Origin of the sequence: Paracoccus xiamenensis, assembly GCF_011308835.1 — a bacterium.
In the GTDB taxonomy this organism is placed as follows: Bacteria; Pseudomonadota; Alphaproteobacteria; order Rhodobacterales; family Rhodobacteraceae; genus Paracoccus; species Paracoccus xiamenensis.
In genome coordinates, this window is sequence record NZ_JAAOHY010000011.1 from 25,901 (window position 1) to 51,761 (window position 25,861).

At 63.5% G+C, this 25,861-nt stretch carries 27 protein-coding genes; 3 read left to right on the forward strand and 24 right to left on the reverse strand.

Going from position 1 to position 25,861, the window contains the following annotated elements:
• Complete coding sequence (locus G7044_RS16735) at positions 1–1,188, reverse strand: muconate/chloromuconate family cycloisomerase (protein ID WP_166330953.1); 1,188 nt, start codon at positions 1,186–1,188, stop codon at positions 1–3.
• 166 nt (positions 1,189–1,354) lie between these two features.
• Here G7044_RS16735 and G7044_RS16740 point away from each other — a divergent pair, with 166 nt between their 5' ends.
• Positions 1,355–2,287, forward strand: coding sequence for a LysR family transcriptional regulator (locus G7044_RS16740; RefSeq protein ID WP_166330954.1), 933 nt, complete (start codon positions 1,355–1,357; stop codon positions 2,285–2,287).
• 9 nt (positions 2,288–2,296) lie between these two features.
• Here G7044_RS16740 and pcaF read toward each other — a convergent pair whose 3' ends face one another.
• Genes pcaF through G7044_RS16755 form a run of 3 tightly spaced genes read right to left on the reverse strand, consistent with a single transcriptional unit; the run spans position 2,297 to position 4,894 of the window.
• On the reverse strand, positions 2,297–3,490 hold the full coding sequence (gene pcaF, locus G7044_RS16745) for a 3-oxoadipyl-CoA thiolase (protein WP_166330955.1): 1,194 nt from the start codon (positions 3,488–3,490) through the stop codon (positions 2,297–2,299).
• A 1-nt stretch (position 3,491) separates the two neighbouring features.
• Positions 3,492–4,163, reverse strand: a complete 672-nt coding sequence (locus tag G7044_RS16750; protein ID WP_166330956.1) for a CoA transferase subunit B — start codon at positions 4,161–4,163, stop codon at positions 3,492–3,494.
• Complete coding sequence (locus G7044_RS16755) at positions 4,160–4,894, reverse strand: 3-oxoacid CoA-transferase subunit A (RefSeq protein ID WP_166330957.1); 735 nt, start codon at positions 4,892–4,894, stop codon at positions 4,160–4,162. Before G7044_RS16755 ends, G7044_RS16750 begins: the two co-directional genes overlap by 4 nt.
• 106 nt (positions 4,895–5,000) lie before the next feature.
• Here G7044_RS16755 and G7044_RS16760 point away from each other — a divergent pair, with 106 nt between their 5' ends.
• Together G7044_RS16760 and G7044_RS16765 are read left to right on the forward strand one after the other, a co-directional pair.
• The gene (locus G7044_RS16760) at positions 5,001–5,759 is read left to right on the forward strand and encodes an IclR family transcriptional regulator domain-containing protein (RefSeq protein WP_166331061.1); all 759 of its coding nucleotides are present in this window, start codon (positions 5,001–5,003) and stop codon (positions 5,757–5,759) included.
• A 353-nt stretch (positions 5,760–6,112) separates the two neighbouring features.
• The gene (locus tag G7044_RS16765; RefSeq protein WP_166330958.1) at positions 6,113–6,625 is read left to right on the forward strand and encodes a MarR family winged helix-turn-helix transcriptional regulator; all 513 of its coding nucleotides are present in this window, start codon (positions 6,113–6,115) and stop codon (positions 6,623–6,625) included.
• Between the two features lie 6 nt (positions 6,626–6,631).
• Here G7044_RS16765 and pdeM read toward each other — a convergent pair whose 3' ends face one another.
• The 20 genes from pdeM to rpsM all read right to left on the reverse strand — a co-directional run bounded on the left by pdeM (position 6,632) and on the right by rpsM (position 25,720).
• Complete coding sequence (gene pdeM / locus G7044_RS16770) at positions 6,632–7,267, reverse strand: ligase-associated DNA damage response endonuclease PdeM (RefSeq protein ID WP_166330959.1); 636 nt, start codon at positions 7,265–7,267, stop codon at positions 6,632–6,634.
• The gene (locus G7044_RS16775) at positions 7,267–9,657 is read right to left on the reverse strand and encodes a ligase-associated DNA damage response DEXH box helicase (protein WP_166330960.1); all 2,391 of its coding nucleotides are present in this window, start codon (positions 9,655–9,657) and stop codon (positions 7,267–7,269) included. Before G7044_RS16775 ends, pdeM begins: the two co-directional genes overlap by 1 nt.
• The gene (locus G7044_RS16780; protein WP_166330961.1) at positions 9,654–11,234 is read right to left on the reverse strand and encodes a cisplatin damage response ATP-dependent DNA ligase; all 1,581 of its coding nucleotides are present in this window, start codon (positions 11,232–11,234) and stop codon (positions 9,654–9,656) included. The genes G7044_RS16775 and G7044_RS16780 overlap by 4 nt, the downstream gene beginning before the upstream one ends.
• The gene (locus G7044_RS16785; protein ID WP_166330962.1) at positions 11,231–12,232 is read right to left on the reverse strand and encodes a ligase-associated DNA damage response exonuclease; all 1,002 of its coding nucleotides are present in this window, start codon (positions 12,230–12,232) and stop codon (positions 11,231–11,233) included. Before G7044_RS16785 ends, G7044_RS16780 begins: the two co-directional genes overlap by 4 nt.
• On the reverse strand, positions 12,233–12,706 hold the full coding sequence (locus G7044_RS16790) for a pyridoxamine 5'-phosphate oxidase family protein (RefSeq protein ID WP_166330963.1): 474 nt from the start codon (positions 12,704–12,706) through the stop codon (positions 12,233–12,235).
• 57 nt (positions 12,707–12,763) lie between these two features.
• Positions 12,764–13,546 (reverse strand): amino acid ABC transporter ATP-binding protein, encoded by a 783-nt coding sequence (locus G7044_RS16795; RefSeq protein WP_207630349.1) that lies wholly within the window; start codon positions 13,544–13,546, stop codon positions 12,764–12,766.
• A gap of 6 nt (positions 13,547–13,552) precedes the next feature.
• Entirely contained in the window at positions 13,553–14,995 is a 1,443-nt protein-coding gene (locus tag G7044_RS16800; protein WP_166330965.1) for an amino acid ABC transporter permease, read from the reverse strand.
• 1 nt (position 14,996) lies between these two features.
• Positions 14,997–16,250: an amino acid ABC transporter permease gene (locus G7044_RS16805; protein ID WP_235931373.1), complete on the reverse strand. Its 1,254-nt coding sequence runs from the start codon at positions 16,248–16,250 to the stop codon at positions 14,997–14,999.
• Positions 16,251–16,347: 97 nt separating this feature from the next.
• On the reverse strand, positions 16,348–17,373 hold the full coding sequence (locus G7044_RS16810) for an amino acid ABC transporter substrate-binding protein (protein WP_166330992.1): 1,026 nt from the start codon (positions 17,371–17,373) through the stop codon (positions 16,348–16,350).
• A gap of 121 nt (positions 17,374–17,494) precedes the next feature.
• Entirely contained in the window at positions 17,495–18,205 is a 711-nt protein-coding gene (locus tag G7044_RS16815) for an ATP12 family chaperone protein (protein ID WP_166330994.1), read from the reverse strand.
• A complete protein-coding gene (locus G7044_RS16820; protein WP_166330996.1) occupies positions 18,202–18,855 on the reverse strand; it encodes an HAD-IA family hydrolase in 654 nt (217 codons plus the stop codon). Before G7044_RS16820 ends, G7044_RS16815 begins: the two co-directional genes overlap by 4 nt.
• Positions 18,852–19,898, reverse strand: a complete 1,047-nt coding sequence (locus G7044_RS16825; RefSeq protein WP_166330998.1) for an RluA family pseudouridine synthase — start codon at positions 19,896–19,898, stop codon at positions 18,852–18,854. The genes G7044_RS16820 and G7044_RS16825 overlap by 4 nt, the downstream gene beginning before the upstream one ends.
• Positions 19,895–20,269 carry a fluoride efflux transporter CrcB gene (crcB, locus tag G7044_RS16830; protein WP_166331000.1) on the reverse strand — a complete coding sequence of 125 codons (375 nt, stop codon included), beginning with the start codon at positions 20,267–20,269 and terminating at the stop codon, positions 19,895–19,897. The genes G7044_RS16825 and crcB overlap by 4 nt, the downstream gene beginning before the upstream one ends.
• A gap of 31 nt (positions 20,270–20,300) precedes the next feature.
• Positions 20,301–21,629, reverse strand: a complete 1,329-nt coding sequence (locus G7044_RS16835) for a replication-associated recombination protein A (protein WP_166331002.1) — start codon at positions 21,627–21,629, stop codon at positions 20,301–20,303.
• Positions 21,630–21,670: 41 nt separating this feature from the next.
• Positions 21,671–22,261, reverse strand: a complete 591-nt coding sequence (locus G7044_RS16840; RefSeq protein WP_166331004.1) for an acyl-homoserine-lactone synthase — start codon at positions 22,259–22,261, stop codon at positions 21,671–21,673.
• 63 nt (positions 22,262–22,324) lie between these two features.
• The gene (locus G7044_RS16845) at positions 22,325–22,936 is read right to left on the reverse strand and encodes a helix-turn-helix transcriptional regulator (protein ID WP_166331006.1); all 612 of its coding nucleotides are present in this window, start codon (positions 22,934–22,936) and stop codon (positions 22,325–22,327) included.
• A gap of 307 nt (positions 22,937–23,243) precedes the next feature.
• Positions 23,244–23,663 (reverse strand): 50S ribosomal protein L17, encoded by a 420-nt coding sequence (gene rplQ, locus G7044_RS16850; protein ID WP_166331008.1) that lies wholly within the window; start codon positions 23,661–23,663, stop codon positions 23,244–23,246.
• A 151-nt stretch (positions 23,664–23,814) separates the two neighbouring features.
• Positions 23,815–24,831 carry a DNA-directed RNA polymerase subunit alpha gene (locus G7044_RS16855; protein WP_166331010.1) on the reverse strand — a complete coding sequence of 339 codons (1,017 nt, stop codon included), beginning with the start codon at positions 24,829–24,831 and terminating at the stop codon, positions 23,815–23,817.
• Positions 24,832–24,949: 118 nt separating this feature from the next.
• Complete coding sequence (gene rpsK, locus G7044_RS16860) at positions 24,950–25,339, reverse strand: 30S ribosomal protein S11 (RefSeq protein WP_166331012.1); 390 nt, start codon at positions 25,337–25,339, stop codon at positions 24,950–24,952.
• Between the two features lie 12 nt (positions 25,340–25,351).
• Positions 25,352–25,720 (reverse strand): 30S ribosomal protein S13, encoded by a 369-nt coding sequence (gene rpsM, locus G7044_RS16865; protein WP_166331014.1) that lies wholly within the window; start codon positions 25,718–25,720, stop codon positions 25,352–25,354.
• Between the last annotated feature and the right edge of the window lie 141 nt (positions 25,721–25,861).

The following is a 25,861-nucleotide window of genomic DNA, read 5'->3' on the forward strand; positions in this document are numbered from 1 at the left end:
TCACACCTTCCTTCCGGCCAGGCTGATCGTCTTGCGAATGCCGTCGCGGGAAAAGAAGGCCACGCGGTCATCATCCAGCGTCACGCCAAGGCCGGGGCCTGTCGGCACGGTCAGCTCGAAATCGCTGTAATCCAGCGGCTCTGTCAGGATTTCCTCGGTCAGCAGCAGGGGGCCGAACAGTTCGGTGCCCCATTGCAGATTGGCGAAAGTGGCGAAGGCATGGGCAGAAATCACGGTGCCAACCGCGCCCTCCAGCATGGTGCCTCCGTACAGCCCGATCCCCGCAGCATCGGCGATGGCGGCGACGCGCAGCGCGTTGAAGGCACCGCCGCTTTGTTCCAGCTTGACCGCGAAAACATCGGCGCCGTGGGTCCGGGCCAGTTCAAACGCGCTTTCCGGGCCGGTCAGCGATTCATCGGCCATCAGCGCGACCGGGAAGCGGCGCACCAGCCGGGTCAGCGCGGCGGTATGGGCGACGGGCTGTTCCACCAACTCGCATCCCGCATCTGCCAGCGCGGCCATGCCAAAGGCGGCATCGCTTTCGCTCCATGCCATATTCACATCGACGCGCACCGCCGCCCGGTCGCCAAGCGCCGACTTGATCGCCGCCACATGGGCAATGTCGTCGCGGATCGCGCGGGCACCGATCTTCAGCTTGAAGACATTGTGGCGGCGCAGGTCCAGCATCCGCTCGGCCTCGGCAATATCGCGGGCGGTATCACCCGAGGCCAGCGTCCATGCCACTGGCAGCCGGTCACGCCTCCGCCCGCCCAGCAACTCGCTGACCGGCAGGCCAAGCCGTTTGCCCTGCGCATCCAGCAACGCAGTCTCAATAGCGGATTTGGCAAAGCGGTTTTCGCGGACCATCTTGCCGATGCGGGCCATCAGCGCCTGCACACGGGTCGCATCCTGACCAACCATCACCGGCGCGACCCAGCAGTCGATATTGGTCTTCATGCTTTCCGGGCTTTCGCCGCCATAGGCCAACCCGCCGATGGTGGTGCCTTCGCCCACACCGACGATCCCGTCGCTGCAATGCACGCGGACAAGCATCAGCACCTGTCCGTTCATGGTGGCAACCGACAGCTTATGTGGCCGTATCGTCGGCAGATCGATGATCACCGTTTCCACCCGCGTGATGACCGGGGCGGCGGTGCCTGTGGCGAAAGGGGCGTGTGACTGTTCCATGTCGCAAAAATGCGCCCGGCCGGACCTATCCGTCCAACACCATTTGCATTTGAAACGATACCTTCAGGGTATTATTATCGAAAACACTCGGCCATTCAGCGGTTTGCCGGGTGGCAGAATACCCGAAATAAAGGCAGCAACAGAGCGCGAGAGCGGGAGAATCGAGATGGAGCTTCGGCAATTGCGCTATTTCACCGCCGTCGCGCGCGAGCGGAACTTTACCCGCGCCGCCGCGGCATTGCATATCGCGCAGCCGCCGCTAAGCCGGCAGATCCAGCTGCTGGAGGAGGAATTGGGCATCACCCTGATCCTGCGCGACAGCCGCCCGATCAAGCTGACCGATGCCGGGCGGCTGTTCTATGAACAGGCGCTGCAAATCCTTGGCCGGGTTGAACAGATGAAGGACGCCACCCGACGCGTCGGGCTGAACCGCAATCAGGTGCTGTCGATCGGCTTCGTCGCCTCGACCCTTTACGGCGGCTTGCCGACACTGATCCGCAAGCTGCGCCAGAACACGCCGGAACTGGATATTCAATTGCTGGAGATGCTGTCGATCCAGCAGGTCCCGGCCCTGAAGGAAGGCCGCATCGACCTGGGCATCGGCCGCCTGAAGCATCACGATCCGAACATCGCCAGCACCGTCTTGCGTCAAGAGCGGCTGGTGGTTGCGCTGCCCGAGGATTCGGCGCTGGCGCAGCAGGATGGGCCGCTTCCGCTGTCGATGCTGGCGGGACAACGGCTGATCGTTTATCCGAACGCGCCGCGCCCAAGCTATGCCGACCAGATCCTGACCTTGTTGCAGGATCACGACATCCGCCCCGGCGAGGTGCTGGAAATGCGCGAGATCCAGAGCGCGCTTGGTCTGGTCGCGGCGGATTCGGGGATCTGCATCATTCCGTCCTCCGCGCGGCAGATGCGGTCCGATCTGCGGTATCGGGTGATAGACAACCCCGGTGCGACCTCGCCCGTTATACTTTATCATCGGGCGGGCGACAGATCGCGCCATCTCGATCTGGTCAAGCGGCTGATCAGCGACATGTATGCCGAAAACCCGGTCTGGCTTGCGGATAACAACCTGCCTGACAGCGCCGGAGATTAGGCCCGGCGGTCACACTCGCTCCAGCGCCAGCGCTATGCCCTGACCGACGCCGATGCACATGGCGGATAGCGAGCGCTTGCCGCCCCCTCGTGCCAGTTCCAGCGCCGCCGTGCCGGTGATGCGCGCCCCCGACATGCCAAGCGGATGGCCAAGCGCAATCGCCCCGCCATTGGGATTCACGCGCGGGTCGTCGTCGGCGATGCCAAGGTCGCGAAGCGTCGCCAAACCCTGACTTGCAAAGGCCTCGTTCAGTTCTATCACGTCGAAATCTGCTTGAGACAGCCCCAGCCGCGCCATCAGCTTGCGGGACGCGGGCGCGGGGCCAAAACCCATGATGCGCGGCGCGACACCGGCCGTGGCGCCGCCCAAGACGCGGGCGATCGGGGTCAGCCCGTAGCGTTTAGCCGCCGCCTCAGACGCCACGATCAGCGCCGCGGCCCCGTCATTCACGCCCGAGGCATTGCCCGCCGTGACCGAACCATTGGCAAACAGCGGCTTCAGCTTGGCCAATGCCTCGGCGGTGGTGTCGCGGGGGTGTTCATCCTGCGTCACCAGCACCGGATCGCCCTTGCGCTGCGGGACGCTGACCGGTGTGATCTCGACCGAGAGGCGCTCTCGCGCGGCGGCGGCCTTTGTCTGGCTGGCAAGCGCCATGGCGTCCTGTGCCTTGCGGCTGATGCCGAACTCATCGGCCACGTTCTGTCCGGTCTGCGGCATGCTGTCGGTGCCGTATTGCGCATCCATCGCCGGATTGACGAAACGCCAGCCGATGGTGGTGTCGTAAACCGCATTGCTGCGGCTGAAGGCGCTTTCGGCCTTGGGCATCACGAAGGGCGCGCGCGACATGCTTTCGACGCCGCCCGCGATCATCAGCTCTGCCTCGCCTGCCTTGATGGCGCGGGCGGCGGCGATCACCGCGTCCATGCCCGACCCGCAAAGCCGGTTGATGGTGGTGCCCGGCACCTCGATCGGCAGGCCGGCCAGCAGCAGCGACATGCGCGCGACATTGCGGTTATCCTCGCCCGCCTGATTGGCGCAGCCCATGATGACGTCATCGACGGCCTGCCAGTCGACGCCGGCATTCCGCGCCATCAGCGCACGCAAGGGGATCGCCCCCAGATCGTCGGTGCGGACGGATGAAAGCGCGCCGCCAAAGCGGCCGATGGGGGTGCGGATATAGTCGCAGATATAGGCTTCAGCCATCTTACACCTCCGGCACGGTCAGATCGGCCACGCTACCGTCGATATGCAGCGGCGCGCCGGTCAGGGATTGCAATTCGTCCAGCGACACCGCCGCCAGCTTTTCGCGCAGCACGAAGCGGCCATCCTCGACATCCACCACGGCAAGCGAGGTATAGATGCGCGTGACACAGCCCACGCCGGTCAGCGGCAGGGTGCATTGCTGAACCAGCTTCGGCTTGCCGTCCTTGGTGGTGTGATCGGTCAGCACCGCGACGCGCTTGGCACCGTGGACCAGATCCATCGCGCCGCCCACCGCGGGCACGCCCTTCGGCCCGGTCGACCAATTCGCCAGATCACCGTTCTGCGCAACCTGATAGGCGCCGAGGATTGCCACATCCAGATGACCGCCCCGCACCATGGCGAAGCTGTCGGCGTGGTGGAAAAAGGCCGTACCGGGTTTGATCGTCACCGCCTTCTTGCCGGCATTGATCAGATCCCAGTCTTCTTCACCGGGCTGCGGCGCCTCGCCAAAGCCCAGAATGCCGTTTTCGGTGTGAAACACCGCCTGCCGGCCCTCGGGCTGGAAGCGGGCGACCATTTCAGGGAAACCGATGCCAAGGTTGACATAGGCGCCATCCGCGATGTCCTGCGCCGCGCGCCAGGCGATTTGTGCGTTGGAAAGTCTGGTTGTCATGCTGCCACCTCGGGATGGGTTACCTTTGCGCGGTTGAGGTCTTCTTCCTGCGCCGGGTGCGGGACCGACACGACCGCATCGACGAAGATGCCGGGGGTGACGACCGCTTCGGGATCGATACCGCCCGGTTCGACCACTTGGCTGACCTGCGCGATGGTCCGGGTTGCCGCCGTCGCCATCAGCGGCGCGAAGTTCCGCGCGGCCATGCGGTAGGTCAGGTTGCCCAGATGGTCGCCGATCTCTGCTTTGATCAGCGCGAAATCCGCCCGAAGCCAGCGTTCCTGCACATAGGAACGCCCGTCGAATTCGGCCACCGGCTTGCCCTTGGCCAGATCGGTGCCGAAGCCGGTCGGCGTGTAGAAGGCGGGGATCCCCGCACCTCCGGCGCGGATGCGTTCGGCCAGCGTGCCCTGCGGGACCAACTCCAGCGCAATCTCTCCGGCCAGGTATTTCTCGGTAAAGACGCGCGGATCGGCCGAACGCGGGAACGAGCAGACCATCTTCGCGACCATGCCCTGCTCGATCATCGCGGCGATGCCGACATGGCCATTGCCGGCATTGTTGTTGATGACCGTCAGGTTCTTCGGGCTGCCGGTCGCGAGGTATCGGTCGATCAGCGCGTGGATCAACTCGATCGGCGCGCCAGAGCCGCCGAACCCCCCGATCATCACCGTGGCATTGTCGGGAATTCCTGCGACGGCCTCGGCCAGGTCTGCGATACGTTTGTCCATGAACCCTCCTGCATTTCACCGGCAAACTAGGCGCCGCCGAAGCCGAGCGGCAAGCCATTCCGTGCGCATATTGACATTAGTTCGCATGGCGATGTTTTCTGTGCGCATGGCGAACAAATCGGATATCGTCGGCTCGCTGGCCAAAGGACTGCAGGTGATCGAGGCGTTTCGCGCCGAACAGCCGCGCATGTCCATTTCCGACGTGGCGACGGTCACCGGGCTAGATCGCGCCACCGCGCGGCGCTGCCTGCTGACGCTGCATGAACTGGGCTATGCCGATTATGACGGCAAGTTCTTCACCCTGACCGCGCGCGTCCTTCGGCTTGGCATGGGCGCGCTTGCGGCGATGCCGCTGGCACAGGTGGTGCAGCCCTGGCTGGATCAGCTGTCAGAGCGGATAGGGCAATCGACCTCGGTCTCGATCCTTGACGGGACCGAGATCGTCTATCTGGCCCGCGCGGCGCAGCGGCGGGTGATGTCGATCGGCCTGATGCCCGGTTCGCGGCTTGCCGCGCATCGCACCTCTATGGGGCGGGTGCTGCTGGCGGCGCTGCCAGAGGCCGATGCCCGCGCCATTATCGAGGCCTCCGACCTGACGCCCCGCACCCCCTATAGCCTGACCGATCCGGCCGACATCATGTCCCGCATCGCCGCCGCCCGCCGCGATGGCTATTGCGTGATCGATCAAGAGGTCGAGCAGGGGCTGCGATCCATCGCGGTGCCGATCTATTCGGTGCATGACCGCGTTGTGGCCGCGCTGAATACGGGCGTCGCGGCGGTGCAGGCAGATGCTGGCGATCTGGTCGGCCTGTATCTGGAACCGCTGCTGAAAGTGCAGGACGGCTTGCGCAGGGTATTGCGATAAATGTTAGGCTGAAAGTCGACGATCAGGCGCAGATAGTCAGCGCATGCACCGAGGCGCTTCATTTTTCTGCTCTCAGATCAACGGGATCTGGGCGCTTTTGGCCTGCTTGAACGGCTCACCATCGCAAGCGATTGAACCGCGTGCGACCGCCGACACCACGTCTGACGCACGATCCTTGCCACTTTCCGTAGCGGAAAGTGCAAGATTCGCGCATCCGGCAAAACAAGCTGTTGACGTAGGGAAATTAACATTCGTCTATAGGCAGGCTTGAAATAGAAGCCGCGACTTCCCGGCATGCCGTTCCAACAGTTCGGTATGAAATCGGGCCACGGCAGAGAAAGTGAGCATTTTAAATGAAGGATTTCGATTACGAACCTGTTGCTTCCAGCAAGATCGAACTTGGCTACTTGGCGGGTGATATTTCATTCATGGCCCGCGTCCTGTTCGCCCATGTGCGGTTGGCCAATGCCGAGTTTCATCGTGAATGGGATACCGTCAGCGGCACGTTGTCGCTGATCAGCCTGATCGCGCTGAATCCGGGGATATCGCAGAACGACCTGGCCAATGCAGTGGTGATGAAGAAGTCCGCCGTCACCAAGCTGATCGGGGAATTGGAAGCCAAGGGCCTGGTCCAGCGTGACAAGCCGAAATCGGATCGCCGCTTCAACGCACTGAGCCTTACGCTCGACGGCGAGGCCTATTGGCTGGAGCTGCGTGACAGGGTGCTGGAACGTCAGGAGTTTCTTCTGCAGCCGTTGAACTGCCGTGACCGGGACAAGTTGTTTGCGCTTATGGGAAGGCTGGTGGCCTATTATGCCGACAATCCTGTCCCGGCCGAACGTCCCGCAGCGAAGACCGGACATTAGGCCCGGTCAGCCGGTGTAGCGCAGCGGAATAGCCAGCGCCCGCTGTCCGGTCAAAATCGCGATCCCGTTGGGAACCAGTGCCTGAAGGCTGGGGTGGTCATGGCGCAGGCCGCCGGTGTAGTGCCCGAAGGCAGGCAGGATCAAATGATCACGGCCGACCAGGAAAGCTGCCCGGCTGCGCCCGGCGATACGCGCCTTGGGGTGATAGTGCCCCGAGATGTCCGGCCCCTGCCCCGGCGCCGCGATATGGCGCAATTGCAGCCCGGAATGCCGCAGCAGCGGGGCGCCGGATCCCCCATCGTGATTTCCCGCGACCAGAAAGCTCTGCTGCGTCGAGAGCAGGCTGTCAAACTGCGCCCGTTCTGGCGCAGGCAGCGCCTGCCCCGCTGCATCATCGTCGAAGATGTCGCCCAGCAAGGCCAGCAGCGCGGGGCGGATGGCCTGAATCTCGGCTGCCAGCCGATCCAGCGTTTCGCGCGTCTCGAACGGCGGCAGCAGCGTGCCCCCCCGTCTGGCCATACGCTGGGACTTGCCCAGATGCAGGTCCGACAGGATCAGCATCCCCTCGGCGGGCCAATACAGCGCGCCAGAGGGGCGGGCGACGAAATCGCGGCCGGCAAAGCAGAAGGGATGATCCGCCATCACGCCGCCAGCCCGGCCTCGGCCATCATGCGCGCCGCCTCCTCGGCCATCAGGCGATCCTCGCCAAGGCCGGCGATTGGCACCTTTCCGACCTCCAGCAACAGGGGCGCGGCCAGCGGGGTCACATGGGGCGGCGTCGCGTGGACGATCAGCGGGCGGGCGGCCAGCATTTCCTCGATCCGGCCGAAATCGACAAGACCGCGCATCGCCTCGACTCGGGTCAGGCGCAGCAGCAGGTGCTCTGGGTCGTGGCGGCGCAGCGTGTCATAGATGATGTCGCTGGAAAAGGTCGCCTGCCGCCCGGATTTGCGCTGCCCGGGAAGATTGCGATGCAGCAGCCCCGCCACGGTAGCGACATTGCGAAAGCTGCGTTTCATGACCGCATTCTCAGCCAGCCAGTCCTCCAACCCGGCGTGCAGGCTTTCGGATGTCAGGAAGGGCGCAGGGTCGGTGACCGGATCCATCGACCAGATCAGCAGCGCGTAATCAGTGGCGACAAAACCCAAGGGGCCAAGGCCCGCCTCCTCCATCCGCCGGGTCAGCAGCAGGCCCAGCGTCTGGTTCGCATTGCGTCCCGCGAAGCTGTAGGCGCAGAAATAGTGCATCCCGGCGCGTTGAAAGCTTTCGCAGGTCAGCGTTCCGGGCTGTGGCAGAACCGAAATCTCGCGTTGCAATGCCAGCCAGTCGCGGGTCTCGCCCGGCAGCGACGCCCATTTGGCGGGATCGCCGATCAGATCCAGCACACGCGCCGAAAGCTGGGTCGAGGTCGCCAGCTTGGTGCCGCTGAACACAGCGATCTTGGGGCTACGGCTGGGTTTCGGCGTAACTTCGACCACCATGTCGCGCAGCCGGTCATAGCGCACGGTCTGGCCGCCAATCAGGAAGGTATCACCAGCGGTCAGGGTGGCGGCGAAGCTTTCCTCGATTTCGCCCAAGGGGGCGCCGCCATGCCGGCGGCGGACCTTCAGCGTCTCGGTATCGGTAATGGTGCCGATATTCATGCGGATCATCCGCGCCGCGCGAGGATCGCGCAATTGCCACAAGCCGCCGCGTTCAACCAACCGCTGCCAGCGATCATAGGCGCGCAGCGCATAGCCACCGGTGGCGACGAAATCCAGACAGTCGTCAAACTGCGCCCGGCTGAGCGCCCCGTAAGGGCCGGCGCTGCGAAATTCGGCGAACAGGGCGGCCGGATCGAATGGACCGGCGCAGGCAGTCAGCAGTATCTGCTGGCACAGCACGTCCAGCCCGCCCCACTTTGCCACCGGGCCGCGCCCCTCGCCGTCCAGATCGCCCGCCGCCACGGCCTGCAGGGCGGCGGTGCATTCGATCACCTCGAAGCGGTTGGCCGGCACGATCCGGGCGCGCGATGGGGCGTTATAGCGGTGATTGGCCCGCCCGATCCGCTGCACCAGCCGCTTGACGTTCTTGGGTGCGCCGACCTGGATGACCAGATCCACATCGCCCCAGTCGATCCCCAGATCAAGGCTGCCGGTGGCCACCACCGCGCGCAATTCGCCCGCCGCCATCGCGGCCTCGACCCGTGTGCGGACCTCGCGCGACAGGCTGCCATGATGCAATCCGATGGGCAGGTTCCTGTCGTTCACGTCCCAGAGCGCCTGAAAGAACAATTCGGCCTGCGCGCGGGTGTTGATGAAGACCAGCGTCAGCCGGGCGACTTCGATTGCGGCCATCACGTCGCGGGCGGCATAGCGCCCGCCGCCCCCGGCCCAGGGCGGCGGCTGGGCGGTGTCCAGCATGGCGATGTCGGGCGCGGGACCGGGATCGGCCAGCACGATCCGCGCCCCGCCCAGATATTCGGCCAAAGCGCCCGGGTCCTCGACCGTGGCCGACAGCGCCGCGACCTGCAGCCCCGGCGCCAGATTGCGCAGCCGCGCCAGCCCCAGCATCAGCTGATCGCCGCGCTTGCTTTCGGCAAGAGCGTGGATCTCGTCGATGACCACCCGTTTCAGGTTGGCGAAGATGCGCGGCGCTTCCGGGTAGGAGAGCATCAGCGCCAGACTTTCCGGTGTGGTCAGCAGGATCTGCGGCGGATCGACCCGCTGGCGGGCACGGCGCGCGGCCCCGGTATCGCCAGTGCGGTCCTCGATCCGGATATCCAGCCCCAGATCCGCGACCGGCCGCGACAGGTTTCGGGCTATGTCATGGGTCAGCGCCTTGAGGGGCGAGACATAAACCGTGTGCATCCCCTGATGCGGACCTTCCATCAGATCGGCCAGCGTTGGCAGAAACCCCGCCAGAGTCTTGCCGCCGCCCGTCGGCGCGATCAGCAGCGTATCATCTTGCGCCTTGAACAGTTCAAGCTGATGAGGATGGGGTTCCCATCCCTGTCTGCCGAACCAGTCGATGATCCTTTCGGGAAGGCTCATGTCACCTCGGGCGGCAGCATGGCACGCAGGGTTTCGATCCGGTCGGCCTCGGCGGCAGGCTTGTCGTCGCGGATGCGACTGATGCGGGGAAAGCGCATGGCGACGCCCGATTTATGCCGCGCGGATCGGTTCAGCCCTTCGAAGGCGACCTCGACCACCTTGGTGGGTTTAACCGCGCGAACGGGGCCATAGCGGTCCACAGTGTTGTTGCGCACGAAGCGGTCGAGCGCCTTCAGTTCATCATCCGTGAAGCCGAAATAGGCCTTTCCGACCGGCACCAGTTCTTCCCCGTCCCAGACCCCGAAGGTGAAATCCGAATAATAGCCAGAGCGTTTTCCGTGGCCACGTTGGGCATATAGCAACACCGCGTCGATCACCAAGGGATCTCGCTTCCATTTGAACCACGGGCCTTTCATTCGACCCGCCAGATAGGGGCTGTCGCGGCGCTTTATCATGACGCCTTCGATCACCGCATCTGGCGGATCGGCGCGAAGTGCGGCCAGATCGTCCCATGTACTGAATTCCAGAAGCGCCGAGGCGTCGATCTGCGGATCGCCCAGCCCAGCGATCGCCAGTTCCAGCCGCGCCCGGCGACTGTCGAAGGGCAGCGCGCGCAGATCCTCGCCACCCCAAAGCAGCAGGTCATAGGCACGCAGTCCTGCCGGATGGCTTTCGAGCAGCTTCTTGGACACGGTCTTGCGGTTCAGGCGCTGCTGAAGCTCGCCAAACGTGCCGACCTGATCGCCGCGCCTGACCAGCAATTCGCCGTCGATCACCCCGTCGAAATCAAGCCGATCCAGCAAGTCGGGGAATGCGCCGCCAATATCCTCGCCCGTGCGGGAATACAGCCGTCGCGTTCCCTGATCGGAGACCGCCTGAACACGGATACCGTCCCATTTCCATTCTGCGGCATAATCCGCGGGATTAAGCGCGCTCAGCGCATCCAGATCCGTCGCCGTCGACAACATGACGGGCCGGAAGGGCGCAAGTGCGGCCGATTCCGGTTTGTCACCCCCTTCGGCCCAGGCGAACAGTTCCAAATAGGGCGGCTTCAGCCCGTGCCAGATCTCCTCAATCTCGGTTAAAGGCAGCTTGCCGTATTCCGCAAAGGCCGCCCGTGCCAACCGGGCCGAAACGCCAACCCGCATCCCCCCGGTCGCGAGCTTCAGATAGGCATAGCGTTCCGAGGCGTTCAGCGCGTCCAGCCGCGATGCGATCAGTGCGGGAAGGCCCGCCTTGCCGGTCTGTTGAAGCTCTTCCACCAGCTGCGGCAGGGGCAGATCCGTGTCGTTGGGCGGTGCGTCAGGCTCGGGCCAGATCAGCGCGATGGTTTCAGCCAGATCCCCCACGAAATCATAGCTGATCGCGAACAGTTCCGGGTCCACCCGTTCCGCCACCAACCCCCGCAGCAACGAGGCCGTGACGGCGCGCAGCTTCAGATCGCCGGTCAGCGCGGCAAGCGCCAGCCCGCGTTCAGGGTCCGGGACGGCAGTGAAATACTGCGCCAACAGCCGCAGCTTGCCATTGCGCTGCGGCGTGAAGGCCAGACGTTCCAGAAGGGCCGCGAAATCCTTCATTCGGCCTCATCCTCGTATCCGGCCAGATGCAGCGGGCGGGCTGCGCGGCCCTGCAATTCGCACCAGCGGATCACCGCGTCTTCGCGGCCATGCGTCACCCATGTCTCGGCCGGGTTCAGTTCTTCGATGGTGCGCGTCAAATCGGCCCAGTCGACATGGTCCGAGATGATCAGCGGGAGCTCTACCCCGCGCTGTCGCGCGCGGGCGCGCACCGACATCCAGCCGCTTGCGAATGCCAGCACCGGGTCGGGGAAGCGCTGCGCCCAGGTCGCCTCGAACGCCGACGGTGGCGCAATGATGATATGGCCTGCGAAATCGGCCTTTTTCATGCAGTCATCGGTCGCGGGCCGCAAATCGCCAAGCGGTATGCCTTGGGCAATGTGATAGTCGCAGATGCGTTGCAGCGCGCCGTGAATATAGATCGGCGCGTCCCAGCCAGCCTGCCGCAGCAGCATGATGACGCGCTGCGCCTTCCCCAGCGAATAGGCCCCGACGATATGCGCGCGCTCCGGGAATGCCGCGACGGATGCCAGCAGCTTCTGCGCCTCGGTCGCGGGGTCGGGATGATGAAAGACCGGCAAACCGAATGTCGCCTCGGTCACGAAGATGTCGCAGGGAACCGGTTCCCATGGCGCGCAGGATGGGTTGGCCACGCGGGCATAATCGCCGGACACAGTGACGCGCTGACCGTCAGCCGCAACCGAAATCTGCGCCGATCCCAACACATGCCCTGCGGGGTGAAAGCTGACCGTCGCGTCACCGACCTGCATCACCCCGTCGGCAACCTGCCGCGCCCCTGCAAAGTCATCTCCATAGCGGATCGCCATCAGGTCAAGTGTCTGCCGGGTGGCCAGCACCGCCTTGTGACCCGCGCGGGCGTGGTCTGCATGGGCATGGGTAATAAGCGCGCGATCCACCGGCCGCATGGGATCGATGAAAAAACCGCCCGAGGGGCAGTAAAGTCCCTCGGGTCGGGTGACCAGCGGCAAGCGCGCCATTCAGGCCAGCGTGATGGTGCCATGCTGACCAAGATCGGGCTTTTCGTCCGTGATCTTGGCCTTGGCGATCTGATAGAGGAAGCCGATCGCGCCACCTTCGGTCACCCAGACCTCGGCGCTTTTGGGCGCATAGCGCACCAGTTGCAGGTCGGGATCGGCCTTGCCGTCCTCGAACCAGCTGGAGGCGATGACGCCCCACACCTCGTCCAGTTTCGCGGCATCGTCGGACAGGGTCAGAGTGCCGGTGATGTCCGCATAAAGCCCCTTGCCGTCGCTGCAGACCAGATAAGTCGCATCGGCACCCTGCGCCGCAGCATCAGCCATGGGCGTGCCTTTGGCCGTGATGAACCAAAGGTTCGGGTCACCCTCGATTATGCTGTGCGACATGGGCAGGAAACGGTCGCCCGCCTGCAGCATGCCGGTATTGATTTTCTTCAGTCGGTCCTGGAATTCGGTCTTGAGGTCGTCAGCCATGGTTGCTCTCCTCGGTTGCTGAGGGAACAACAATGTGTCGCACGACCCGGTTCCCGGTCAGTGTCCAAGGATCTGGCTGAGGAACAGCTTTGTACGATCCGATTGCGGATTGTTGAAGAATTCGGTCGGCGTGTTCTGTTCGACGATCTGGCCCTGATCCATGAAGATGACCCGGTCGGCCACGGCCTGCGCAAAGCCCATCTCATGGGTGACGACCAGCATGGTCATGCCGGTATCCGCCAGCTCGATCATGGTATCCAGCACTTCCTTGATCATCTCGGGGTCAAGCGCCGAGGTGGGCTCGTCGAACAGCATGATCCGGGGCTCCATGCACAGCGACCGGGCGATGGCCACGCGCTGCTGCTGGCCGCCTGACAGCTGGCCCGGATATTTCTGCGCCTGTTCGGGGATGCGCACCTTTTCCAGAAAGCGCATGGCGGTTTCCTCGGCCTGCGCTTTCGGCATCTTGCGCACCCAGATCGGCGCCAGCGTGCAGTTTTCCAACACGGTCAGATGCGGGAACAGGTTGAAATGCTGGAAGACCATGCCGACTTCCGAACGCACCTTGTCGATATCCTTGATATCGTTGGTCAGTTCGATGTCATCGACGATGATCTGGCCGGACTGGTGTTCCTCCAGCCGGTTGATGCAGCGGATCAGCGTCGATTTTCCCGACCCTGACGGGCCGGCAATGACGATGCGTTCGCCGACTGCCACATTCAGGTCGATGTCACGCAGGACGTGGAAATTTCCATACCACTTGTTCATCTTGCGGATCTGGATGGCGGTGTCTGCGCCGAGGCGCGGCATTTCGGTCGGGGTTTGGGTCTGACTGGACATGATCCCTCAGCGGTGTTCGCGGCTCAGCCGGCGTTCGAGATACATCGAATAGCGCGACATCGAGAAGCAGATGACGAAGAAGATGGTGCCGGTGAAGATGAACGGCTCCCAATAGATGCCTTTCCAGGCGAATTCCGAACGCACCACGTCGGAAATCCCTTTCAGCGGGTCATAAAGGTTGATCAGCCCGACAAGCGTGGTGTCCTTGAAGACCCCGATGAAGGTGCCGACGATGCCCGGGATCGAGATCTTCAGCGCCTGCGGCAGGATAATCAGCCGCTGCGCCTGCCAGTAATTGAGGCCCAGCGAATCGGCGGCCTCGTACTGGCCCCTTGGCAGCGCGGCCAGACCGCCCCGGATTACCTCGGCCATATAGGCGGCGGCGAACAGGGTGACCATGATGATGACGCGCAGGATCAGGTCGAAATTCGTGCCCGGCGGCAGGAAGTATTTCAGCAGCACCAGCGCCACGAACAGCAGCGTGATCAGCGGCACGCCGCGGATGAACTCGATAAAGACCACGGCAAGGCTGTAGATGATGAACATGTTCGACTGCCGCGCCAGTGCCAGAAGGATCCCCAGCGGCAACGACAACGCGATGGCGGATACACCGATCACCACGGACAAAAGGAACCCCCCGAAGACCGAGGACTGGATCGCGGGCAGGCTCAGCGGCAGGATCTGCGTGACAAGACCGGCGACCGGTGCGGCACGGAAGACCCACCACAGCACTGTCACCACGATCCCCGTCGCGGCAGACATCCCGCGCGGCACCAGCGCCGAGACGCCATAGCCGACCGCAAAGCCCATCAGCAGCATGAACGGATACCACGGGCTGCCGCCCCACAGCAGCCAGACCGCCAGCACGGGATAAAACACCGTCACGATCAGCAGCCGCCCCGGCGCATATTCGGCCAGCAGCAAGGCCGCCGCGAACAGCAGCCAGACCAGAACAACGCTCCAGTCAGGCGATGCAGTCACCGCCAGCAACACCATGCACAACAGCCCCGCCCCGGCCAGCACCCAGCGGCGGATGCTGGCATTGACCGAAAACAGCACTGGCGCGATTGCCACGAACAGCAGGCCCATGGTCAGGATCGGCCGCCAATATTCAGCGCGCGGATAGAAGCCGAAGATATACTGGTGCCAGCGCACCCGGATGACCGCAAAGCAGGCTCCGTTTGCGCCGTCGCCCCATTTCTCGGCGATGATCTGGCGGCATTCGGCAAGGCTGTTCGCATTCCAGACCGAATGGGCGAACCACGGCCAGAAATGGCTGACCAGCGACCAGATGATCGCCAGCCCCAGCAGCGTCAGCAAGCTGTTGAACCAGCCCGAGAACAGGTTGTCGCGCAGCCAGCTGATCGCGCCTTCCTGTCGGTGCGGCGGCGCGGCGGCAGGCAGCATGTCGCTGCGGACATAAGCGGGCGAGAGGGTTTGCGTGCTCATCCTACCGCTCCTTCAGCTTGACGCGGTTGTTGTAGATGTTCATCACCGCCGACACGCTGAGGCTGATGGACAGATAGATCGCCATCATCAGCAGGATGCCCTCCATCTCTCGTCCGGTCTGGTTGACCGTGGTGCCCCCCAGCGTGCCGCGCAGGTCCATGTACCCCACCGCCACCGCCAGCGAGCTGTTCTTGATGAGGTTCAGGTATTGCGAGATCAGCGGGGGGATGATGACCCGCAGCGCCTGCGGCAGGATTACCAGGTTCATCGTCCAGCCGGGGGAAAGGCCAAGCGCATAGGCGGCCTCGGTCTGGCCCTTGCTGATGGCAAGAATGCCGGCGCGGACGATCTCGGCGATGAATGCCCCGGTATACAGCGACAGCGCCAACCATAGCGCCACCAGCGAGTTGTCGACATTGATCCCGCCCTTGAAGTTGAACCCGGCAAGTTCGGGCACTTCCAGATGCAGTCCGAAGATCAGCCAGATCGCGATGGGCGGCACCGCGAACAGCGCCAGGTTGATCCACCAGGTCGTGGGCCTGCGGCCGGTGCTGTTCTGGATGCGTTGCGCACGCGCATTGACCCAGCGCCGCAGGACAATGGCCGCGATAAAGAAGACGATGCCCATGATTGCAAGCCACGGGATCTCGATCCGGCCGATGGCCAGCACGCCGGGCGAATGTTCCGCGATGACCGAGGGGATGGCGGTATAGCGATTGGTCGGGGCGAACAGCCCAAGGAACATTTCGCGCGCATTCTCGCCGCGATATTCGCGCGGGCCGGGGGTGATTTCGGTGAAGGCGGCATAGATGATCAGGATCCACAGCAGCAGCGGGATATTGCGGAAGATCTCGACATAGACGGTCATGATCCGGGCGATCAGCCAGTTGTTCGACAGCCGCAGCACCCCCGCGACAACCCCCAGAACGGTCGCGGCGATGCAGCCCAGAAGCGAGACGTAAAGCGTGTTCAGCAGCCCCACCATGGCGGCGCGCAGATGGGTGTCGTCGCTGTCATAGGGGATCAGCTGCTGCGGGATGTCATAGCCCGCGCGGTTGAACAGAAAGCTGAAATTGATGTCCTTGCCCAGCCGCGCAAGGTTCAGGACCGTGTTATGCACGATCCACGACACCAGCAGCATCAGCAGGATGAACACCACCACCTGAATGGTAAGCGAGCGGTACTGCCGATCATAAATCAGCATGCTCAGCCGGAAGGGCGGCGCGGGCGGGCCGGCCGGGGCGCTTTCGGTCATTCAAATCTCCCTGTAATCCGGCGCAGGATTGGTCCCGTCTTGTCCCGGAATGCGAAACGCGCGGAACGGGTCCGCGCGTCGCTTGTCATGTGGCCGATCAGCGGAACGGCATGGCGTACATCAGTCCGCCCTGGGTCCATTGCGCGTTCAGCCCGCGCGCCAGCCCGATCGGGGTCTGTTCGCCGATGGTGGCGGCGAAGATCTCGCCATAGTTGCCGCTGGCCATGATGGCGCGCTTGGCCCAGTCGGCGTCCAGCCCCATCATCTGGCCCAGATTGTCGGTGCTGCCCAACAGACGCTGCACTTCCGGGTTCTGCGACGACTTCGACAGTTCCTCCAGATTGGCCGAGGTGACGCCGTACTCCTCGGCCGCGATCAGCGCGTAAAGCGTCCAGCGGACGATATCGGCCCAGTTGTTGTCGCCATGGCGTACCGCCGGCCCCAGCGGTTCTTTCGAGATGATCTCGGGCAGGATCACGTGATCGGCCGGGTTGGCAAAGGCCGCGCGTGTCGCCGCCAGACCCGAGGCGTCGGTCGTATAGGCATCACAGGCGCCGGCCAGGTATTGCTGCTCACCCTCGGCATTGCTGTCGATATTGACTGGCTGATAGGCCATGTTGTTGGCCTTGAAATAATCGGCCAGGTTCAACTCGGTCGTGGTGCCGGTCTGGATGCAGATCGTGGCCCCGTCCAGTTCCTTGGCCGAACTGACGCCCAGCGATTTCGGCACCAGGAAGCCCTGACCGTCGTAATAGTTCACACCGATGAAATCGAGCTTGAGGTCGGTATCGCGCGAGAAGGTCCAGGTCGAGTTGCGCGGCAGCACGTCCACCTCGCCCGAGGCGAGACCGGTAAAGCGGGTCTGCCCGGTCAGCGGAATGTATTTGACCTTGCTGGCATCGCCCAGCACCGCGGCGGCAACGGCCTTGCAGACGGCGACGTCAAAGCCGCTCCAATTGCCATTCGCATCGGGCGAGGCGAATCCCACCAGACCCGGATTGACGCCACACAGCAATTCGCCGCGCGCCTTGACCTGCGCCAGCGTATCGCCTTCGGCAGCAAATCCAGCACCGGCCATCAGCGCAGTAGCTGCAGCCGCGCCGAGAAACACGGTAGTTTTCATGAGCTTCCCTTCCCGTTGGGGCGGCCGCGCCGCCTGTCGTTTTAGCCGGGCATGGAGAACCCGATAGGCGGTATTGTGCCGATCAGTCGCGAGGCGTCAAGCGCGGCGTCGCCCCAACCGTTCACGACTTGAGAAGTGACAGCAACCTTTCGGCATTGCGCATGGCCGTCAGCCGGCCCTCGGCGGCTGTATCTGCCTCTGCGTCGCGGCCCCAGCGTTCGGCCTGAAACTCCTCATCGATACGGGCGGCGGCATGGGCCTCGTCCGCCGTCAGTCGGCCATCCAGCACCGCCAACCCGAGGATGAGCGAGCCGGGCAATGTCACCAGATCGTGCAGCGCGGTCAATTCATAGGCATCCAGTTCACCGATCCGCGCCCGCAGCCGCGCCAGCGCGTCCGCGTCCTGCGCCACCGGCATAAGCCCTTCCGTGACCGCAAGCGGCGCGCCGTAATGGTCGCCCGCCCAGTCCAGCAGTGGATTCCAACCTTCGGCCTGACGCCTGGTCAGATCCGCAGGTTCGGTGGCGCGATAGCTCAGCAGATCGGTGCCGCCGTAAGCGCCCAGCATGTCGGCCACGGCATCGAATTGCGGCGCCACCTTCTCGATCGCCGAATTGGCGGCGCGGGTCAGCGGCATCGCGAGGGGGGCAATCACCTCGGGCTGGGCATCCCATTCCGCCGCAACCGCATCCGCCAATGCGCGCGTGGGCAGGATCAGCGGATGCTTGCCCGGTGTCATCACCGGCTTGCCGTCCAGGGTGACGCGAAAACCGCCCTCGGCCGGTTCGACCTCGGCGCTTTTCCAAAACCGGCGTGCTTTCCATTCGCTCATTCCGACCATTCCCCGATCATCTGTTGAAGCTGGTCGAAATCACCAGCAACCGACACCCCAAGGCCAGACAGCGCGTCGGCATCGTGATAACCCCAGCCTACGCCAAAGGCGGCGGTACGCGCCGCCTGTCCCATCTGCATGTCAAAGACTGTATCACCGATCATCACCGCAGCCGAGGGTGCCACGCCGCCTTCGTCGCAGGCGGCCAGCAGCATCGCCGGATGCGGCTTCGACGGGTGGTTATCGGCGGTTTGCAGCGTCACGAAACGCCCACGCAGCCCGTGATGGTCCAGCATCGCATCCAGCCCTCGGCGCGACTTGCCGGTGGCGATGCCCAGCAGCAGATCGTCGCGATCCGCAAGCGCATCAAGGCATTCGCGCGCGCCCGGGTAAAGCGGGGCCTCGGAACTGATACGGCGCGACATGAAGGCCTGCCGATAGCCCTCGACCACTGCATCGCGGCGCGCGGGCGTCTCATCAGGCAGCAGCACCTCGACCGCGATGGGCAGGGACAAGCCGACGATGGACAGAACCTGATTGCGGTCCAGCGGCGTGATGCCCACGCCCTCCATCGCTTGCGCCATGGCGCCCACGATCAGCGCCTGACTGTCGATCAGCGTGCCATCGACATCGAAGACCACCAGCTTCATTGCAGATCCTCGAACGGGTCTGCAGGCACGTCGTTTTCATGCCAGCCGAGCGTCTTCCAGGTCCGTTTCATATGATCGGGCAAGGGGGCGGTGAAGGTCATCTTCTGCTTGGTGATCGGGTGGGTGAAGGTCAGGCTGCGGGCATGCAGATGCAGCTTGCGGCTGATCTCGCCACCCAGTTGCGCACCCCAGCCATCACCAAGGTTTTCCTGCCCCGAGCCGCCATATTTGCCGTCGCCGACGATGGGGTGGCCAAGCTCGGCCATATGGGCGCGCAGCTGGTGGGTGCGCCCGGTGATCGGCACCAGCGCGCACCAGCTGGTCCGCTGCGCCAGATTGTCCAGCACCGCGTAATCGGTCGTGGCGCGCTTGGCGCCCTCGGTCTTGTCGATGTCGCGCGGGTGGACGGCGATCATTTTTTCGCCTTCGCCGCCGCGACCATGGCCGGGTGCCTTGACCAGACCGTAACGGATCGTCCCCATCTTCGGGCTGGGCACACCCGCCACCGCTGCCCAATAGATCTTGCGGGTGTCGCGATGGCGGAACGCCTCGCTCAGCGCGCGGGCGACGCGGTCGGTCCGCGCCAGCACCAACACGCCAGAGGTATCCTTGTCCAGCCGATGCACCAGCTTCGGTCGTTCCTTATAACCGAATTTCAGCGCCTCGCTGAGGCCGTCCACATGCCGGTTCCCCTGCCCCGAACCGCCTTGCGAGGGCAACCCCGGCGGCTTGTTCAGCACGATCAGATGCTGATCCTTCCAGATCACCGCATTCTGGATCATCTCGGCATCGGCATCACTGATGCGCGGCCCTTCCTCGGCTGGGCGCGGCGCGGCATCGGGCAAGGGCGGCACGCGTACCTCCTGCCCCGTCTCGATCCGGCTGTTGGCCTTGACCCGGCCGCCATCGACGCGGATCTGGCCGGTTCGGCACATCTTTTCTACCGCTCCCTGCGTCAGCTGGGGAAAGCGCTTCTTCAGCCAACGGTCAAGGCGCTGATCGCCCTCATCGCCGCTGATGCGAATGGTTTGCACGCCGCTCATGCAAGAATACTCCGTCCAATGGCCAGCCCGGCGATGACCGCCAGCAGCGAGGCCGCAACCGAAAGAATGACATAGCCAGCCGCAAGTCCGCCCTGCCCGCGTTCCCACAGCGCCAGCGTATCCAGCGAAAAGGCCGAAAACGTGGTGAAGCCGCCCAGCACGCCGGTCAACAAAAAGGGGGCCAGATGGCTGGCACGGTCCAGCAGCACCACCGCCAGCACGCCCATCAGGAACGAGCCGACAACGTTCACCGCCAGCGTCGCCACCGGGAAACCCGCCCCCAGCAGCCGCGCCGCCGTCAGGTTGACGCCATAGCGCGCCGAGGCGCCAATCGCGCCCCCCGCCGCCACCAAGAGGAAATTCGTCATCATCCCGCGTCCCTGCCCTGCCGGGGCCTCGCCGTCAACTGCCCCGCTTGGCGCGCTGCCCGACGAACCAGTCGAGCCGCTTTTTCAACTCGCGCTCAAAGCCGCGCTCGACCGGCGCATAAAGGACTGGCCGCTTCATCCCCTCGGGGAAATAGTTCTGGCCGCTGAAGGCGTCTTCGGCGTCGTGATCATAGGCATAGCCCGCACCGTAACCCTGTTCCTTCATCAGCTTGGTCGGCGCGTTCAGGATATGGGCGGGCGGCATCAGGCTGCCGGTCCGCTTTGCCTCGGCGCGGGCGGCCTTGTAGGCGGCATAGCCGGCATTCGATTTCGGCGCCAGCGCCAGATAGATGGTCGCCTGTGCCAGCGCCAGCTCGCCCTCGGGACTGCCCAGCCGTTCATACAGCGCCCAGGCGTCCAGACAGTGCCGCTGCGCCGCAGGGTCAGCCAGGCCGATATCCTCAATTGCCATCCGGGTCAGGCGGCGGGCCAGATAGCGCGGGTCTTCGCCCCCTTCCAGCATCCGCGCCAGCCAGTAAAGCGCCGCATCCGGGTCGCTGCCGCGCACCGATTTGTGCAGCGCAGAGATCAGGTTGTAATGCTCATCCCCCGACTTGTCGTAAAGCGTCGCGCGCCGCATCAAGCGTTGCGAAAGCTGGTCAGTGGTCAGTTTGCCGTCAACCTTCCAAGCCATCACCTGCTCGATCAGGTTCAGAGCAGCGCGCCCGTCGCCATCGGCCATTTCCAGCAAGGCCTCACGGGCGGGGCCGTCCAGTGGCAAGGGGCGGCTCAGCTCACGCTCGGCCCGCTGCGCCATCAGTTCCAGATCGGCAAGGTCGAGACGCTTCAGCGTGACCACCTGCGCCCGCGACAAAAGCGCGGCGTTCAACTCAAAACTCGGGTTCTCGGTGGTGGCACCGACCAGCAGGATCGTGCCATCTTCCATATGCGGCAGGAAACTGTCCTGCTGGGCGCGGTTGAAGCGATGGATCTCATCAACGAACAGCAGCGTGCCGCCGCCCTGGCTTCGACGCAGCTTGGCGGCCTCGAACACCTTGCGCAGTTCGGGCACGCCGGAAAAGATCGCGCTGATCTGGACGAAATGCAGGTCGGTCTCGGCGGCCAGCAGGCGCGCGATGGTGGTCTTGCCGACACCGGGCGGTCCCCACAGGATCAGCGATGACAGGCTGCCCGCCGCCAGCATCGCGCCAAGCGGGCCGTCGCGATCAAGCACCTTACCCTGCCCGATGACATCGGACAGGGTTTTGGGGCGGATGCGGTCGGCCAGCGGTGCCGCGCGGGTGTTGCGCGGGGCGTCCGGGTCCGAACCAGAGCCCGGAAAGGTATCAAACAAATCAGCCATGACGGGGTGAAGATAGTCCTCCCGTCAGCCGCACAAAAGGGTCAGTGCAGCTTCTGGACCAGATTCGTCGCCACGCACTGGAAGGCACCGTCATCGAAGTTCATGACCGGGCCCATGGCCTCGCCCTCCATCCCGCAGCGGCGATACCAGCGCGGCCAGTTTGCGTCGATCAGCCCAAGATGCCGGGTCGCGCCCAGTTCGCGCGCCGCCTGGTTCAGCCCTGCGATCAGTTCGGCATGGACCTTGCGGCGCTGCCCCATCGGGACGGCGTGGCTGACAAAGACACGGCTGGATTCCCAGATGTGTTCGTCAACCGGCGCTTCTTCATACAGCAGGTTCTGCGGGATAGAGCCGCCAAGAATGCCCTTCTGGGCGTCGCGGATCATGTAGGAATAGATCCCACAGCGCGCGGTGGTCGGGGTCAGGCGGATCCCGGCCAGTACCTCGCCACGTTCATGCACGGCCACCCAACGCGATGCAGGCGTGTCGTACTGGTCAAACTCCATGCCTTCGGCCTGCGGCAGATCCCAGTTATTCTGGACAATAAAGCTCTGCCGACGAGCGCGAAGAACATTGGCGAACAATTCGCCATGAAAGTGCATGTTTGCAAAAGAGATTGTGGTCGTCTGCATATTCGTTAACTCCTGGGGTTGAGGGCAGCCCCCCAGGTGGCGCGGTTTTCTTTGGGCGATGCCCTACAGCAGACGGTATTCCTTGGCCCTTTGAAGCGCTTCGGCGGTAGTCCGGGCCATCAAACGTTCCCGAGCAGAGATGAGCCGGGCCTTGAACGCGCTTTCGGTGATGCCAAGTTTGGCAGCCGCTGCTGCATGGCGATCGCCCTCCGCAATACACCGAAGGGCCTCGATTTGAGCCTTTGTGAGGCTCTCCGGCGGCTCCGTAAGTTCGTGAAGCTGTCGGATCAGTTTCGAGATCTGTTCGATCTCGGAATCGGTGTACTCACGGTCTTCGCGGGTCATCCCGCAGATCGAGCGCGAGCTGATCGGACCATGTGAAATGGCTACGCCGTACTTCATCCCGAACGCGGCGGCGTCACCCAGAATATTGAACGGATCCGGGACAGGAATGGCCGACCAGCGGACGGCGCCGTTGGTCGAGAAGCCCCAGGCGATCATCGGATCGCGCAGGGCATAGGCCTTGGTCGAATAATGTTCCGACCATTCCCTGCCGTAGGTTTGAAATTGCATGATGGGCGCTGCAAAACGGATATGCAGGCCGATGAAATATCCTTTCGGAGCAAGCGGGTTAAGCTTGTTCAGGATAGCGGTGATTTCTGCGCGTGCGGACATATGTGCTTTTAGTCAAATTGTCTCAATTGCGTTCGTTGTTACCTTGGCTCGTTTCGCGCACCAAGTGAAGCGGAATCATTCAACCCAATCACAAGATGTAGTTAACCAACTTTGCCAAGGCACACATCTTGCATGTTTTTCGTCGGATTCCTTGGGGAAAACGCAATATACGGGGCGCCAGCACAGTTTACCACCGAAGCTCAAGTTGCCTTTTTCGTGAAACGTACTGTCGTTTCAGACAGGAAAAGACCCCGCAGCGGCGACGCTGCGGGGTCCGAATTTCGATCCGAAAGACCGAATCGCCGAATCAGTCTTCGGCGGCTTCCTCGGCTTCCAGACGCGCACGGTCGGCGGCGCCCTTGGCGGAAGTGTCGCGGTCGACCAGTTCGATGATGGCCATCGGGGCCATGTCACCGTAACGGAAGCCGGCCTTCAGGATGCGGACATAACCGCCCTGACGGTCCTTGTAACGCTCGCCCAGAACTTCGAACAGCTTGGCGACGTACTGGTCCTGCTTCAGCTGCGAAGCGGCCTGACGGCGGGCGTGCAGATCGCCGCGTTTTGCCAGGGTGATCAGCTTTTCGACGATCGGACGCAGTTCCTTGGCTTTCGGCAGGGTCGTCTTGATCTGCTCGTGCTCGATCAGAGAGCCGGCCATGTTGGCGAACAGCGCCTTGCGGTGTTCGTGGGTGCGGTTAAGGCGGCGATAGCCACGTGCGTGACGCATGATGTTTCTCCTTTAACGTCTTTTGCTTTGTCTGGCGGCCCTTGCGTGAAAGCCGCTCTCCTTGGGGCAGGATGCCCGGGTGTTGCAAGGTGCGTGCGAGCACGCACCCTACGGTCTTGCGGTAGGGTGCGTGTTCACACGCACCTTCCCATTAAAACTGATCGTCGAAGCGCTTGGCCAGATCTTCGATGTTTTCCGGCGGCCAGTCCACGACGTCCATCCCAAGATGCAAGCCCATGCCCGAGAGCACTTCCTTGATCTCGTTCAGCGACTTGCGGCCGAAGTTCGGGGTGCGCAGCATCTCGGCTTCGGTTTTCTGGATCAGGTCGCCGATATAGACGATGTTGTCGTTCTTCAGGCAGTTTGCCGAGCGGACCGACAGCTCCAGCTCGTCCACTTTCTTCAGCAGGCGCGGATCGAATTCCAGACCGTCATCGCTGTCCTGCGCACGAGCCGCTTCCGGCTCGTCGAAGTTCACGAAGACCGACAGCTGGTCCTGAAGGATGCGCGCGGCGTAAGCCACAGCGTCGTCCGGAGTCAGCGAACCGTCGGTTTCGACCTTCATGGTCAGCTTGTCATAGTCGAGCACCTGACCTTCGCGGGTCGGGGTGACTTCATAGCTGACGCGCTTGACCGGCGAGAAGATGGCGTCGATCGGGATCAGACCGATGGGCGCGTCTTCGGGACGGTTCTTGTCGGCGGCGACATAACCCTTGCCCGGGGCAACGGTCAGTTCCATGTTCAGATCAGCGCCGTCATCCAGATGGCAGATGACATGGTCGCGGTTCAGGATGGTGATGCCAGCGGTTTCCTGGATGTCACCGGCCTTGACCTCGCCCGGGCCCTTGGCCGACAGCGTCAGGCGCTTGGTCCCTTCCACGTCCATCTTCAGGGTCACGCCCTTCAGGTTCAGGACGATGTCGGTCACGTCCTCGCGCACACCGGCGACGGACGAGAATTCATGCAGCACGTTGTCGATCTGCACGCTGGTGATCGCCGCGCCCTGCAGCGAGGACAGCAGCACCCGACGCAATGCGTTGCCGAGCGTCAGGCCAAAGCCCCGCTCCAGCGGTTCGGCCGTGACGGTCGCGACGCGGGTCGCGTCGGCGCCGGTCTTGACGTCCAGCTGCGCAGGCTTGATCAGTTCAGCCCAGTTCTTGTGGATCATGCGATTGCCTCCATACCTGTTCCGATCCCATGACCAGCAATCGGAACGCCCGAGGTGAAATGCGAAAATTCCCGTCCGCGCCGCAGCGATGCGGCGCGGACGGGTTAATCAGGTCCGATCAGACGCGGCGACGCTTGGGCGCGCGGCAGCCGTTATGGGCGATCGGGGTAACGTCACGGATCGCGGTGATGTTGAAGCCGACAGCCGCCAGCGCGCGCAGCGCCGATTCGCGGCCAGAGCCGGGGCCCTGAACTTCAACTTCCAGCGTGCGGACGCCGTGTTCCTGCGCCTTCTTGCCGGCGTCTTCCGCGGCCATCTGGGCAGCGTAAGGGGTCGATTTGCGCGAGCCCTTGAAACCCATGGTGCCAGCCGAGGACCACGAGATCGCGTTGCCCTGAACGTCGGAGATCAGGATCTTGGTGTTGTTGAACGAGCTGTTCACATGCGCCACACCGGTGGCGATGTTCTTGCGTTCCTTGCGCTTGGTGCGCGTCTTGTCACGTGCCATCTGCCTGCCTCCTTACTTCTTCTTGCCGGCGATCGGTTTCGCCGGGCCCTTGCGGGTGCGGGCATTGGTGTGGGTGCGCTGACCGCGGACCGGCAGGCCACGACGGTGACGCAGGCCACGGTAAGAACCCAGGTCCATCAGGCGCTTGATGTTCATCTGCGTCTCGCGGCGCAGGTCGCCTTCGACGGTCAGATTGGCGTCGATGTATTCGCGGATCTGCAGCACTTCGGCATCAGACAGATCGTTGACGCGGCGGGTCGGATCGATCCCGACGGCTTCGACGATCTGACCGGCGAAATGGGGGCCGATCCCGTGGATATAGGTCAGTGCGATGGGGACGCGTTTCCCCGTCGGAATGTTGACGCCAGCAATACGAGCCACGCGTTTTCCTTTTCATGTTGCGGTTCCGTAGCACCGGAACCTTTTTTCACAACCGAAGGCCCGAAAGACGGCTTTCGGGCCTTAACGATTTCACCGGAATGGTGATTCCCCTTGCAGGGATGCTGTGACCTAGTGGCGATT